The organism is Anaerocolumna cellulosilytica (genome assembly GCF_014218335.1).
Classification (GTDB): domain Bacteria; phylum Bacillota; class Clostridia; order Lachnospirales; family Lachnospiraceae; genus Anaerocolumna; species Anaerocolumna cellulosilytica.
In genome coordinates this window covers 5,233,035-5,246,391 of record NZ_AP023367.1, presented here as the reverse complement: position 1 = coordinate 5,246,391, position 13,357 = coordinate 5,233,035, and the positions used below count along the sequence as shown (strand labels likewise).

The 13,357-nt window shown below is 35.5% G+C and carries 14 protein-coding genes and 1 tRNA gene; 10 read left to right on the top strand and 5 right to left on the bottom strand.

Annotated features, from left to right (window positions below; translation table 11 throughout):
• The first annotated feature begins 151 nt into the window (after positions 1-151).
• The 6 genes from acsn021_RS21915 to acsn021_RS21890 all read left to right on the top strand — a co-directional run bounded on the left by acsn021_RS21915 (position 152) and on the right by acsn021_RS21890 (position 4,961).
• Positions 152-988: a pentapeptide repeat-containing protein gene (locus tag acsn021_RS21915; protein WP_243167820.1), complete on the top strand. Its 837-nt coding sequence runs from the start codon at positions 152-154 to the stop codon at positions 986-988.
• 146 nt (positions 989-1,134) lie between these two features.
• Positions 1,135-1,794: a methyltransferase domain-containing protein gene (locus acsn021_RS21910; RefSeq protein WP_184092227.1), complete on the top strand. Its 660-nt coding sequence runs from the start codon at positions 1,135-1,137 to the stop codon at positions 1,792-1,794.
• 323 nt (positions 1,795-2,117) lie between these two features.
• Complete coding sequence (locus acsn021_RS21905) at positions 2,118-3,026, top strand: ABC transporter ATP-binding protein (protein WP_184092225.1); 909 nt, start codon at positions 2,118-2,120, stop codon at positions 3,024-3,026.
• A 69-nt stretch (positions 3,027-3,095) separates the two neighbouring features.
• Positions 3,096-4,007: an ABC transporter permease gene (locus acsn021_RS21900; RefSeq protein WP_184092223.1), complete on the top strand. Its 912-nt coding sequence runs from the start codon at positions 3,096-3,098 to the stop codon at positions 4,005-4,007.
• A gap of 50 nt (positions 4,008-4,057) precedes the next feature.
• Complete coding sequence (locus acsn021_RS21895) at positions 4,058-4,501, top strand: LytTR family DNA-binding domain-containing protein (RefSeq protein WP_330601748.1); 444 nt, start codon at positions 4,058-4,060, stop codon at positions 4,499-4,501.
• Between the two features lie 31 nt (positions 4,502-4,532).
• A complete protein-coding gene (locus acsn021_RS21890; protein ID WP_184092221.1) occupies positions 4,533-4,961 on the top strand; it encodes a DUF3021 family protein in 429 nt (142 codons plus the stop codon).
• Between the two features lie 227 nt (positions 4,962-5,188).
• On the opposite strand, the gene acsn021_RS21885 is transcribed toward acsn021_RS21890, so the two are convergent.
• Positions 5,189-6,184 (bottom strand): ABC transporter substrate-binding protein, encoded by a 996-nt coding sequence (locus acsn021_RS21885; protein WP_184092219.1) that lies wholly within the window; start codon positions 6,182-6,184, stop codon positions 5,189-5,191.
• A 329-nt stretch (positions 6,185-6,513) separates the two neighbouring features.
• Here acsn021_RS21885 and acsn021_RS21880 point away from each other — a divergent pair, with 329 nt between their 5' ends.
• Positions 6,514-7,482: a helix-turn-helix transcriptional regulator gene (locus tag acsn021_RS21880; RefSeq protein ID WP_184092218.1), complete on the top strand. Its 969-nt coding sequence runs from the start codon at positions 6,514-6,516 to the stop codon at positions 7,480-7,482.
• Here the strand turns inward: acsn021_RS21880 and catA are convergent.
• Together catA and acsn021_RS21870 are read right to left on the bottom strand one after the other, a co-directional pair.
• Positions 7,477-8,130: a type A chloramphenicol O-acetyltransferase gene (gene catA / locus acsn021_RS21875; protein ID WP_184092217.1), complete on the bottom strand. Its 654-nt coding sequence runs from the start codon at positions 8,128-8,130 to the stop codon at positions 7,477-7,479. The genes acsn021_RS21880 and catA overlap by 6 nt on opposite strands.
• A gap of 248 nt (positions 8,131-8,378) precedes the next feature.
• Positions 8,379-8,449 (bottom strand) — tRNA-Gly (locus acsn021_RS21870).
• A 285-nt stretch (positions 8,450-8,734) separates the two neighbouring features.
• Here acsn021_RS21870 and acsn021_RS21865 point away from each other — a divergent pair.
• On the top strand, positions 8,735-9,298 hold the full coding sequence (locus acsn021_RS21865; protein ID WP_184092216.1) for a hypothetical protein: 564 nt from the start codon (positions 8,735-8,737) through the stop codon (positions 9,296-9,298).
• A gap of 100 nt (positions 9,299-9,398) precedes the next feature.
• Here the strand turns inward: acsn021_RS21865 and acsn021_RS21860 are convergent, their stop codons facing one another.
• Together acsn021_RS21860 and acsn021_RS21855 are read right to left on the bottom strand one after the other, a co-directional pair.
• Positions 9,399-10,667: an MFS transporter gene (locus acsn021_RS21860; RefSeq protein ID WP_184092215.1), complete on the bottom strand. Its 1,269-nt coding sequence runs from the start codon at positions 10,665-10,667 to the stop codon at positions 9,399-9,401.
• Between the two features lie 171 nt (positions 10,668-10,838).
• Positions 10,839-11,669 (bottom strand): HAD family hydrolase, encoded by an 831-nt coding sequence (locus tag acsn021_RS21855; RefSeq protein WP_184092214.1) that lies wholly within the window; start codon positions 11,667-11,669, stop codon positions 10,839-10,841.
• Positions 11,670-12,125: 456 nt separating this feature from the next.
• Here acsn021_RS21855 and acsn021_RS21850 point away from each other — a divergent pair, with 456 nt between their 5' ends.
• Together acsn021_RS21850 and acsn021_RS21845 are read left to right on the top strand one after the other, a co-directional pair.
• On the top strand, positions 12,126-12,647 hold the full coding sequence (locus tag acsn021_RS21850) for an STM3941 family protein (protein ID WP_184092213.1): 522 nt from the start codon (positions 12,126-12,128) through the stop codon (positions 12,645-12,647).
• Positions 12,648-12,691: 44 nt separating this feature from the next.
• Positions 12,692-13,354, top strand: a complete 663-nt coding sequence (locus acsn021_RS21845; RefSeq protein WP_184092212.1) for an HAD family hydrolase — start codon at positions 12,692-12,694, stop codon at positions 13,352-13,354.
• Positions 13,355-13,357 lie beyond the last annotated feature (3 nt).

Below are 13,357 nucleotides of genomic sequence, written 5' to 3'. Positions count from 1 at the left end.
CCTCCAATCAAGCTAAAATCAGGGAGTATTTGCGGATGATTTTATGCAAACATAGATATACAAAAATTAAGATTAACGTATTACTATTTTGTTTATTAGAAAAATATGGTATTATAATTGAAATGAAATTTATAGGAGTTTGAGTAGATACATGAATATGATAATACATGATGAAAGTGCAGTGGAGACTGATTTAATAGAAGAATTGAAAATAGATTGTTCTAAATGCAGTGGTTTGTGTTGCACTGCATTATTCTTTTCTGAAATGGATGGATTTCCGGAAGATAAGGCAGCGGGCAAACCTTGTATCAACCTACAAAGTGATTTTCGTTGTAAGGTGCATACAGAACTTATGAAACGTAATATGAAAGGTTGTATTGGCTACGATTGCTTTGGTGCCGGTCAAAAAGTTACGGAGGCAATTTATAATTCAAACTGGCGTACAGAGCCAACGAAGTCTCAAGAAATGTTTAATGTATTTCTGGTTACTTTTCAGATTCACCAAATACTTTATTTTTTAGCAGAGGCAAAAACAATTATACCAGCTAGAGAACTTTGGAGTCGTCTAAATGCTTTAATTAAAGAAGGTAGGGACATATGTAAAGCCTCTCCTCACGATATACTGTTATATGACATTGACGGATATAGGAAGCAAGTTAATGAATGTCTAAGAAAAGTAAAGAATCTTGTTAAGTCAATTTACAATCATAAAAAGGAAGAATACAAAAGGAATTTCATTGGAAAAAGTTATAAAGGTAAGAAGTTTGATGGTGTGGATTTAAGTATGTCTTTATTGATATCAACTAATTTTGAAGGATGTAGTTTTCATGGAGCAAACTTTTTAGGCGCAGATACAAGGGATACTAATTTTAATTCAGCAGATTTAAGAGAAGCTGTATTTTTAACACAGGGACAAGTAAATTCTGCACGCGGAAATTCAGATACTAAATTACCCAGAAAGTTATGTCGTCCTATTACATGGATATAGGAATACATAATCATAGAATTTATGAACTGTTTGTCCGCATAGTCCGTATATTATAATAAACTAAAATAATCATTGTAGATTGTATTACAGGTATTTTAGGAAAAGTGTAGGAGTAAATTGAAAAGGTATAAAAAAGGGGTGCTATTATGGAAGCAATTAACTATACAAATACACATAAAAGCTTATATGATGATATTGCTCTTTGGGAGAAAAAAGAAGGGACAAGCTTTTTTAATAAAATGCCGCTAGGTGATAATAAGTCACCTATAATTCTTGATTTTGGATATGGCTTTGGTCAATATTTGTTAGCCTCAGCATACGCGTTTCCGGAAGGAATGGTTTATGGCATAGAAGCAAATCTTGTATGTCAGAATGAGATAACAAAAAAAATACAGCTAAATAGTATTAATAACATTAAGATTATTAATAAAACTGCAGAGAACTTACAGGAGTTTCAAGCCAATTCTATTGATTTGATGCTTCTATATGATATTTTGCATGGCGGCAATGGTGTTATGAAATATATGTTATTTGAAGAAGCGCAAAGAATCATAAAAACCGGAGGCTGTCTTTCTGTTTTACCCTTTCATTTATCAAACTGGAGAGATAAACATGGTAATAAAAAGAAATTTACTACAAAAATGATTATCAATGAAATAATCGAGTATGGTTTCAGATATGAAGGCAGTTGCAAAACAAAAGGTGTACATTGGGAAAAATGTCATACTCCATACTATATTCAAAAAGGCAACATAACATTTGATATGCTTGAGAAGATGGATGTTATGAACTTCATAAAAGTCTAAAGGGAAAGGGATGTATTACAAGCTCGAGACCAGTGCTATGTTAGGAATTCATCAGGAATGACTTGCCTAGCATTTACGTCTCATTCCCAGTCCTCATTCTTTAATTTATCTAACTCTTCTAACAATGTTACCGCCCTCCTTACTACCAGATTCATTCTTGTTAACTTTTCATTCGATTTTGGTAAAGTGGCAGCTTGCCCTTACTTTCAGGCAGGTTACCTGTAATTATGGGCAGGTTAAAGCAGGGAGGATTGTAATAAATTTAAGGATATCGTACACTACCTCATAAGATATTACAACTATGATATTATAAAGGAGCGGTCATGGAAGAAATTATTAAAGTGAAACATCTTAAGAAACATTTTAAAGATATCAGGGCAGTGGATGATATCAGCTTTCAGGTAAAGAAAGGTGAGTTATACGGTTTTCTGGGAATTAATGGTGCAGGAAAATCAACTACCATTAATATTTTATGCACCCTATTAGATAAAACAGAGGGTGAAGTTACTATCTGCGGATACACCCTGGGTAAAGAAAATGAAGCTATACGACGAAAAATCGGAGTGGTATTTCAGGATAATATGTTGGATGGGAGGCTTACTATAAAAGAGAATCTTTTAGTCAGAGGTTCTTTATATTTTAAGGATAGTAAGATTGTCCAGAAAAACATGGAGCAGGTATGTGAAATTCTTGGCATCGGAGAACTATTAAACCGTCAGTTTAGAAAGCTTTCCGGTGGACAGAAGAGAAGATGTGAAATAGCAAGAGCATTAATTCATACGCCGGAGATTTTATTCTTAGATGAACCCACCACAGGACTGGATCCTCAGACCCGGCAGAATGTGTGGGAGTGTATTGAAGCATTACAAAGGGAAAATGACATGACAGTATTTTTAACAACCCATTATATGGAGGAAGCGGGAAAGGCATCCCATATATCAATTATGGACATAGGGAAGATTGTTGCCGCTGGGGCCCCTCATGAATTAAAAGCAGTCCATGCCCATGATATAGTAAAACTTTATCCTAAGTCGGCGGATACGGTAACCGGATATCTATCAAATAACGGGTATAATTTTACTATAAAGAATAATCATATACAGGTTGATTTAAAGGATACGTTAGCTGGGATTGGGATTTTAAAGGAATTAGAGGGAGTAATAAACGGCTGTGAAATTCTCCAGGGAACTATGGATGATGTCTTTTTAAATATCACCGGGCGAAAATTATAGGCTTAAAAGTAGATTTATCACACAAAGATACATCTAAAAATTAGTATGTATAGAAGAATGGAGACTAGGATGACATTTCAAAGATTTGTTAAAAGGAATTTATTGGTATATATTAGAAACCGCTCACATGTATTTTTCTCTTTATTATCTATGTTAATTATTATTGGACTTATGGCTGTTTTTCTTGGAAAAATGAACGCTGATAATGTAGTTGATTTGCTTGCCGCTTACGGTGGGGAAAGGGATGTTATTCGTGACCGTGCCAATGCCGAACAGTTAGTTCTAATGTGGACACTAGCAGGCATCGTAGTAGTTAATTCGGTTACAATAACGCTAGCTATGGTTGGAATTATGGTACAGGATGAAGAGAATAAAAAACTTTCCTGTTTTTATGTATCACCTGTAAATCGTGGAATTTTTGTGCTTGGTTATATTACAGCAGCCATCATAATGGGTATTATTATGTGCGTTATCACAGTTTTTCTGGGTGAAGTCTTTATCTTAATATCCGGTGGAACTTTATTATCTGTAAGTGCTTTTTTTGAGGTACTTTTATGGATTGTATTGAATGTATTTATGTCTGCCACTTTGGTATTTTTTATTGCTTGTTTTGTGAATAATACAAGTGCATATTCTGGTCTAAGTACGATAGTGGGTACACTTGTGGGTTTTTTATCAGCTATTTATCTGCCAATGGGGTCATTGTCGGAAGGTATTCAGAACATATTAAAAGCACTGCCTCTACTACATGGTTGCTCGCTTATGAGGGATGCGTTTACAAGAGAAGCAGCAGAGATTGCATTTAAGGGGCTTCCAAAGGAGGTACTTAGTGGATACAGTGAATATATGGGCATATCCATTACTTGGGGAGAAGAAAACCTTACGATGGGAAGTAAGGTGGCATTTTTATTAATTAGTGGTATAATCTTCATAGCGATATCTGGAATCATACAAAGAAGGCGTAATACAGTTCTAAGATAATGAATACTGAGGGCATCACCAGGCAAAGCCCTTAGAAAGGAAAGGGCAGAATGTATATGAAGATAACCATAGAAGATGTTGGCCAAGGTGAAGAAGAAGAGATTATTATACGGTGTAAAAGTCTTGATAAAACAGTATTAAGACTTATATCAGAATTAAAAGCAGGCAATCAAAAACTGACCGGCTGGAAGGATGGCACCGTTACCATGATTGACCCTCAAAATGTATATTACTTTGAAGGGGTTGATAATAAGGTATTTATATATTGCAAGCAGAGTATATATGAGTCAAAGCTTAAATTGTATGAAATTGAAGTTGAATACGTGAATACGGACTTTTTCCGGGCATCAAAATCGGTCATTTTAAACATCAGTAAAATAAAAAGCCTCAGTCCTGCTTTTTCTGGACGGTTTGAGGCGTTATTGTTTAATGATGAAAAGATTGTGATATCCAAACAGTATGTTCCTGCTTTGAAAAAGAAGTTAGGAATATAGGCTATGGTATGGTTTTAATTGGAGGTAGGGTATGCTACATTTAAGAAGCATGATACAGGTATTTGTCTACGTAATAGCCGCTAATACAGTAGGCTCTGCAATTTATACAGGTTTGTTTTCAAGGGATGCGACCTTATCCTTTGCGCTCCTGTGGCAAATTATAGCTTTGGCAGCAGTTTGTGCCCTTGGCAATCTGTTTTTTTATTCTAAAATAGAATTGAGTAAACAAAGAATAATGATTCGTTATATTTTTCATTATCTTTACATCAATGTAGTTATTCTGGTGGGTGGTCATTTCTTTGATTGGATAGACCTAAGCTTTAGTTTTGATATCTTTATTCTTATGTTAATAATTCTTTTTAACTATGGGTTTATTATCCTCTTTATGTTTCATAGGGATTTTAAATTAGCTGAAGACATGAATCGTAGGTTAAGAAAGTTTCGTAAAGAAGAAAGATAATTTATTTATTTTTTATTGGATTCGATGTAAATTATATGGTATAATTGACATAAATAGTTAATAAGGGATTATTGCTGCACTGGGTTGGGGAGCCTGCGTTTCTTAAGATTTATCCAATAAATGATGATAGTTTTGCATTTGCCTAAAAGTATTAAACAAGATAAAAGGAGGTTGTCTCAAGGTATTTTGAGACAACCTCTTTATTTTTCCTTCTAAAGCAAGTCTGATTAATTTGCCAAAGAATTAATGGCATTAACGGTGTAATCTAACTGCCCGGTAAGACTTGTCACATCGGAGTAATAGAAAAGTCCAAGCATTTCACCTGGAATTTCGGCTACTTTTTTGTTTTGAACGGCAGGTATACTTTTCCAGATTTCAGTTTGTGCATATTCGGATTCTTTTCCTTCTTGACGGAACCATAAAATATAATCTCCGAAATACTCATGCGCTATTTCATAACTTAATGAGCCTCTGCCTTCTCCTGATTGTTTAATAAGTTCTGTAAGTTTTTCCGGTATACTAAGACCTAGATAATCATATACCAGAGTGCCGCCTCTAGAGCCTGTTTCATAATATACGCCGCTCCAGTCACCAGAAGCACCCCAGTCTTCCAAGATACTAAAGGATTTTCCAGCAAATTGTTCACCATTAAAACGTTCTTTTGCCTCTGCCAGTTTAGTCTCAAAGTTTTGAATGGCAGCCTCTGCTTCTTCGGTGCGTCCAGTTGCTTCACCAATCATTGATAGTCTTTGGGTAGACTCAATGGATTCCGGTATAACAAGCACGGGTGCTATCTTGTTGAATTTATCGAAATCATCTTCTTTGTAAGTAATAATCAAATCCGGTTCTAAGGTCATAACATTCTCCGGTTCCCAGGTTTCTATTTTGGTTGATGCCATAAGTACATCATAGAAAGGCATAGTTTCTTGAGCCCATGCATTGTATCCCACCAGATTTAAGTTAAGGGTAATTACATCACCTACATACCAATTAGCTACAACTCGTTGAGGATTAACAGGAACTTCGATATCACCTTTTATTGTGCTTACAGTTCTGGTACCGGTTTCCTCTTCTGTCGGTTCGAAGGTAGGAGCTGTTGTTGCTGTCGCCTGCTCTGTTGGTTGTGTAGAGGCAGGTGTATTCGTATTTTTTGTATTACTGCATCCTGTAAGAACAGTCAGGATGAGAACGGCTGTAGCTCCAATAGACAATATTTTTTTCATAATGATTCTCCTCTAGGTAGTTTCTCTAGTTACATACACGCACTTTTTTATCTTATTTAAAAGTTAGAGAGTGCTAACTCATCTGAAATAATAGCATTGATTTTAGTAAACGTCAATAACCCTTTCGTTGGATATTAGAAGTTGTGGTTAAGATACTTTGAGAATTTTCAGTATCTATTGTGGTTATAGGCAATAAAAAGATTTAAGTAAATACAGAATGGATTATAAATGAAATAGAATGGAGTGATAACTATATCTATATTTCTTGTGGGAGCTATAGGACTATGCTATAATGAAGATATTTTATAAAAATATTTGAGGTTAAACGGATGGATGAGTATAGTAAGGCTTCCTGGAGGGGGCTAGCTAAGAATTATAATTTGAAAACCAGGGAGTATGGTAAAGGGCATATATATGATTTTCCGCCTAATTGGACAAATGGCTGGATTGCAGAAATGCATCCGGCAAATGGATTGTTCGTAGCCAGCTCTTGGTTTACGCCAAATCAGGATATTGTGCATACGGTAAATACCATAAAGCCATGTATGTGGATTCTTTGTGTTGACAACGGAGATATTGTTTATACTGAACAAGGGAAAAAAGCAACGCATTTGAAACCATTTAACCATATTATTATAAATCCTCAAAAGAAATTTAAGTTTACTTTTAAAAAGGATACACATTACTGTTTTACTAGTGTGTTGGTTTATGATGATTTTATAAATGACTTTCTAAAAGACAGAAAAGATGCACCTAAGATCAACATAGAAGCCGCCAGGGAGTGGAAGAGTAAGAATTATAATACACCGGATACGATGCTTATTATGGAGCAGATTCGATGGAGTGTACGCAATGCAGATATGCCTTTACTGGGCTTTGAAGGTATGGTTCTGCACTTATTATCCTGTATTACCAGAAATTATCCTGAGATACCTAAGCGAAGGAGTGCAAGAAGACATTATGTTACCTGGGAGAACGAACAGAAAATATACCGTGTGAAAGTAAGACTGGATGAGGATATTCTACATCCTCCAAGTATACAGGAGTTATGCAGGCTTGCTGACATGAGTGAGAGTAAACTTAGGCTTTCCTTTCGAAATATTTATGACAAGCCTATATATGAGTATATCCGGACAGAGAGTATGAAAAGAGCCATGCAATTATTAGGAGATGATCACCTTAGTATTAGAGATATTGCAGAAATGTGCGGCTACAAAAATGCTGCCAAGTTTGCAGCCGCCTTTAAAGATGTACATGGTATAACTCCAAGTGAGTTTAGAAAATCCTTTAATTTATAAAAGGAGCCATTCTTCTGTATGTGTTGCCATATAACGCAGTGCATCCACAAACCTTCCAAGATGCAAGCCATCGCAAACAGCGTGATGGCATTGTATCGCAAGGGGCATCTGTATTTTATCATCTTCTTTTATATATTTACCAATTGTAAAAATTGGCAAATAATAATTTTCATTCGAGAAGACATTAAGATTAAAAGCGGTAAAATTAAGCCATGGAACACTGGAAATATTGAAGATGTTAGAAGGAATATTTTTTTGGGGAAAAAGAACCCCATTAGCATACTGTGCTGTATCTTCTAAGTACCTTTTATAAAATGTAAGAAAACATCTATCGTATTTAGTCCATACCGATGAAAATGTTTCCGTGCTGGTGTTTAAAACGGTATACATTGGGTCCATTACGTCCCAGTAACCTAGATGCTGTTCTTCATTGGTAGACATTCGAAACTCCTTGCATTGATTCACCACTGATGATAAGAGATATATTTGTGCCGGATAGGCTTTTAGACCCTTTGCTTTTAATTTAATCAATAAATCAGTTACATCAATTGGAACCGTTACACTATATGAACAGCGAACGTTGTTTTTATAGTGCTCATAATGCTCTTTTCTTACCCATTGATCCATTTGTATTTCTTTAAATTGCATAGCCAGCTGCCTCCTAAAATTATTTATTTGTATATTCTCTATTCCAGGAGGCAGCTGCCCTTGTTTTCACCAAATTGATTCACCACCTTAGTTCTAATTAAGTTAAAATATACCCCTGTGTTAAAGTTATTTTCATACATTAATTTATGAAGAATAGTATAACATATAATAGTAGACCTATCCACTTATATATTTATAAAATAAAAAGCAACAGCACTAAAATCAGTGCTGCTGCTATTTTTTATGAAAGCGGATAACGAGAATCGAACTCGCAACGCAAGCTTGGGAAGCTCGAATTTTACCATTAAACTATATCCGCTTATTTTAGTTTACTTCTTTATTATAACTCTCTAGCTTTCCATTTTCAACTAAAATTATCATAATATTACCATAATTTTAGTGGGGAGTATCGCTTCAGTTAAATTACATGTTATTTCACTTGACTTTTCACTTGACATGACATAAAATATCTATGACATTACAGGTGACAAGACAGTTACAAGATTCCTATTAGACTTCCTGTCACGTCGGATAATTATGGATTAAAAGAAGTAAGCTAACTTTGAATTTAACATGTGCCAGGACGCACAGATAGGAGCTTTTTATGAAGCAGAAGAATCGTGTTCAATTAATGACTATTTCAGCATTATTATGTGCTATAGGAATATCTATTCCTATGTTTTCACCAATTAAGATTATTCTGGAACCGGCATCCTTTACATTAGCTAGCCATGTTCCAATCTTTATAGCTATGTTTATATCACCATACACAGCCGTATCGGTAGCATTAATTACCGGTTTTGGATTTCTATTTGCAGGGTTTCCAATTGTCATTGTTTTACGAGCCTTAAGCCACTTGGTGTTTGCAGCAGCAGGCGCTTATATGCTTAAGAATAAAGGTAATCTTCTTAGCAGTGTAAAAGGAACGGTTTTGTTTGGACTACTTATGTCACTGATTCACGCAGTCTTTGAAGTTCTTGTTGTAACCTTCTTCTATTGGGGAGGTTCCATGGACAGCTCCAAGGGATATCTTATCACGGTAATAGGTTTGGTTGGCTTAGGTACCATAATTCATAGTATGGTGGATTATTCTATTGCCTTATTAGTGTGGAATCCATTACAAAGATTAGTATCAGTACCGGTTAGTGTTAGAAGAGCCGTAAAATAAATAAAAGGGCTATGGTTTTTGCTGACAAAAAAGCAGAAACCATAGCCCTTTTTCAATAGCATAAAATATAATAACCATAGGTAGTAAAGGGTTCTTATATTTAAAAAACATTCTTTTTAGTCTTTTCAACTGAGAAGCATACTAACAAGAAACCTAAAAAAGTTACCAGTGTTCCCACCAACAGCATATGGGAAACTCCAAGAGAATCAAGTATCTTTCCACCGCTTATATTAGCGGCTGTTCCGGCAATGCCAAGGGCTGCTACTCCAAGCATAGCCTGCCCTTTTACCCGGTCATGTTCCCCTACAATTTCGTTAACATAGTATATGGACGCCGGAGTATACAGGGCAAAAGAAAGCATTTGAAAGATTTGTGAAACATAAATCATAAATACGTTAGGGGCAAGCAAAGTAACCGCTGCCTTTATAAAAAAGAAAAAGGCAGAGATAACTAATAACTTATGGCAGGGGATTTTACGTACCAGATATATAAATACGGCCATTGTAGGAAGCTCCAGGCCGGCAGCAATGGATAAGGATACACCCAAGTCGGAACCGCTTCCCCCCACCTGCTTAATAATATTGATTAAATAGGTATTAATTAAACTATGAGAATAGAAAACCATTGCAATTCCAATTAATAATATTGTAAATTTCTTATAAGTAGTGAAAAAGCTGAATATTCCGGAAGGTGCCTTTTCAGGTTGTACAGTATCCATTTCATACTGTGGATTAAATAGAGTATTGGTATCATTCTCTCTGTCTTTTAGCTGTTCTAAAGCTGCATCCTTTGTAACCGTTTTATGAATATTTATTTTAAACAAAACCACTGCAAGCACTGCGAAGAAATAGCTTACCAAAAAGACCGGCAAAAGGATTCCTGCACTATAGGAATCTACCAGATTTCCTAACAGATAGGACATAATAGCATAGGAAATGGAACCGGTTCCTCTAGCAAGCCCGTAGTTCATTGGGATTCCTAAGTTAAGATATTCCAGTGCCAGAGAATTAAACAGTGGATTTAAGGTAAACTGAATGGCATTTATCAAAATGAAAACTATGGCTGTAACCCAAAAGGAGTCTTGCATTACATATAATAGTAAGGTCATACCGATAACAAATACCATAAGTAACAATACCATAAAACGTAAGGAAACCTTCTTTGTTTTATCCGCTATTGCGGCTATAACCGGCTGTAGTAGTATGGATAGTATGGCAGCAAAGGATAATATAAAACCAATCTGTGTATTGTCAAATTTTTTGTATTGCAGATAGACAGCGGCAAAGCTGTATATGGAGCATTCGCTAATCCAATAAGCACTTTGCAAAAAAGCATATTTTACTGTTAATTGTTTTGCTAGTTTTTCCATGGGTTCTCCTGTTAAGCAGTTATTATGGTAATTATGTAAAATCCGAACTACAGTTTAACTGCTTTCAGGGTAGATAGCAAGATAAATTTTGCTAAGTTCTACGCAATTTCAGTGTTTTATTTTTCCCACAATACCGGTATTTTTTCTTGCTGGGAATCTCACCTTTACAGTCTACAAGCTTACATTTCTTCTAATCCATTTGGCAACACCGTCTTCTTTGTGATGACCGATTATTTCATGGGCAGCAGTTTTTACTTCAACTCTTGCGTTTTCAACAGCGAGGGCCTTGTCACAGGCTTTAAAGAAGGGAAGGTCGTTTAGATTGTCACCAAAGCCAATAATGACATCATATTGGAGTTGGTTTCTTAAATACGCAACAGCATTATATTTGGTGGCTTTTGTACTAAAAATCTCCAAATACCAGAGTTCTTCCTCCGGATAGATATCCCTATAAAAGGCAACTGCTAAGTCCCCATGTTCCTTAAGTTTTTTATATGCCGGTTCTAATTTCTCTTTGGTATCCAATAAAGTAAAATACATCAGATGCTCTCTGTCTAACTGGGCAAAGTTGGGTATCTGTACAAAATATTTATTATATTTATGTACTCTTTCATTATAAAAATCTTTCAGGGCTTTGGTCTCTAGATTCTGATAATAGGTAGTAAGTTCGCTGTTATTTATTTCATATAAAAAGCCTGACAGGTCAAGTTCGTGTATTACGTTTAATATATGGTTTAAACCTGAGGGGGAGAGATATTCTACCTTTTTATAGCTGCCTGCATCCATGTCATAGATAGCAGCCCCGTTCATAAGCACAATAGGTAGGTTTAAGTTTAAAGGGGCTAGTATGGTCTTAACGGAAGCTAAACTTCTGGCGGTGGCAATGGAAAAATCCATTCCCCGTTGGATTTGCTCATTAAGAGTTTCTATGGTATAGGGAGATAGCTGTGCTGCTTCATTAAGCAATGTTCCGTCTAAGTCGGATATATATAAAGTTTTCATAGTTGTACCTCATTGTATCGCAGCCACGGCTGCAATACTGCTGCTAAACAATTTGCAGCATCCTTTCGCTACTTATTTTTTCAACCTCTACTACTATTACACATTGTTTAAATCCAGTATACTAAAGCATTTTAATAAGGTCAAAATGTTTTTTATGGTGATTATTATAGAGTGCATCTGGATATTTTCAAATACTCTTCCCTGAGGTATATATCGTACGAATTTTGATGTGTACAAACAAGGAGGAACGCCTATCAAAAACAAGAAGTTTTCAGACACACTATAAGCAGAACATACTAGAAATTTATTCTTGACAGACAGCATAGAATTATGAAAAAAAGCCTCAATGAATGTAAAAATTATACTTGGTTTACTTGCTTTTTTTCTATCTAACATATAAAATGATAGGTAGATTGCGGATAGTAGGGCTTAACGTAAGTTAAGGGAGGTTTTTAAGTGGAAAAGATTGTAATTGAAGAAAAACAATCAAAAACACTACGGTGGATGGCTTTAAGTTTTATACTTGTAATTGTATCATTGGTTTTATGGATTTTGGGGATGAGGGAGAGGAAAACCTTACTATGGTTGACTGGTTTTATTGCTTTTGTCTCCTTTACATTACGCTTAATCATGCTAATGGGAAAAGCCTTGCAGAAAAAACCACTGATAACAATAACCTTTGACGGAATTATTGACAGTTCGGACGGAGGTTCAGTAGGGTACATTCCTTTTTTGGATATTGAGAGTTTTTGCATTGTCAAGTTGCCGGAAGGTAAGGTAATAGGGGTATTGCCAAAAGACGAGCATGGCTTTGTAGAAAAACTTTCACCAAATAAACAACGAATCGCCAAAGCGAATCTGAGTATGAATTATCCCCCTTTTTCTCTTCGGGTGGATAATGCAAAAGATATGTCTTTAGAGGATATTTTTACATTACTAAAGAAACGCCTGGATGATTACAGCAGTTTATATGACTAAGTATAGAAGGACTTTTTTGACAGAGTTACGAAAGGATTGGATGCATGGAGTATATTTTATTTGACTTAGATGGTACGATTACCGACCCAAAAGAAGGAATTACAAAATCCATTCAATATGCTCTTCATAAGATGGGAATTGAGGTCACGGATTTAGATTCTCTATGTAAACACATCGGACCTCCTCTTAAAGAAGGTTTTATGAATCACTGGAACATGTCCGAAGAGGAGGCATTAAAAGCAGTTGAAGGGTATAGGGAATATTTTGTACCTACCGGATTATATGAGAATGTTGTTTATGAGGGTATTGAGGATGTATGTAAGGAGCTTTTAAATCAAGGAATGAAGTTAATAGTTGCGACTTCAAAACCTGAGATTTATGCAGCAGCAATTCTTAAGCATTTTCAATTAGAGAAGTATTTTATAGACATCTGCGGTGCGACCCTTGATGGGAGCAGGAGCAAAAAAGGTGATGTCATCCGATATGCCTTAGACAAAAATAAGATATGTGACTCCGATGTAGTTGTTATGGTAGGAGATCGTCTCCATGATGTTTTAGGCGCTCAGGAAAACAATATCCCGGTGGTAGGTGTTTTATATGGGTATGGAAGTAAAGAGGAACTTAAAAAAGCAGGAGCAGACTATATTGCAGGAAATCTGACCGAATTAAAGGAAATTTTATTACAAAATTTTAAAAGCCAGAATTAAGGA

Bases quoted from the DNA above. Each gene is read 5' to 3' on its own strand.
- acsn021_RS21915 (WP_243167820.1), top strand. From the start codon at position 152: ATGAATATGATAATACATGATGAAAGTGCAGTGGAGACTGATTTAATA.
- acsn021_RS21910 (WP_184092227.1), top strand. From the start codon at position 1,135: ATGGAAGCAATTAACTATACAAATACACATAAAAGCTTATATGATGAT.
- acsn021_RS21905 (WP_184092225.1), top strand. From the start codon at position 2,118: ATGGAAGAAATTATTAAAGTGAAACATCTTAAGAAACATTTTAAAGAT.
- acsn021_RS21900 (WP_184092223.1), top strand. From the start codon at position 3,096: ATGACATTTCAAAGATTTGTTAAAAGGAATTTATTGGTATATATTAGA.
- acsn021_RS21895 (WP_330601748.1), top strand. From the start codon at position 4,058: ATGTATATGAAGATAACCATAGAAGATGTTGGCCAAGGTGAAGAAGAA.
- acsn021_RS21890 (WP_184092221.1), top strand. From the start codon at position 4,533: ATGCTACATTTAAGAAGCATGATACAGGTATTTGTCTACGTAATAGCC.
- acsn021_RS21885 (WP_184092219.1), bottom strand. From the start codon at position 6,184: ATGAAAAAAATATTGTCTATTGGAGCTACAGCCGTTCTCATCCTGACT.
- acsn021_RS21880 (WP_184092218.1), top strand. From the start codon at position 6,514: ATGGATGAGTATAGTAAGGCTTCCTGGAGGGGGCTAGCTAAGAATTAT.
- catA (WP_184092217.1), bottom strand. From the start codon at position 8,130: ATGCAATTTAAAGAAATACAAATGGATCAATGGGTAAGAAAAGAGCAT.
- acsn021_RS21865 (WP_184092216.1), top strand. From the start codon at position 8,735: ATGAAGCAGAAGAATCGTGTTCAATTAATGACTATTTCAGCATTATTA.
- acsn021_RS21860 (WP_184092215.1), bottom strand. From the start codon at position 10,667: ATGGAAAAACTAGCAAAACAATTAACAGTAAAATATGCTTTTTTGCAA.
- acsn021_RS21855 (WP_184092214.1), bottom strand. From the start codon at position 11,669: ATGAAAACTTTATATATATCCGACTTAGACGGAACATTGCTTAATGAA.
- acsn021_RS21845 (WP_184092212.1), top strand. From the start codon at position 12,692: ATGGAGTATATTTTATTTGACTTAGATGGTACGATTACCGACCCAAAA.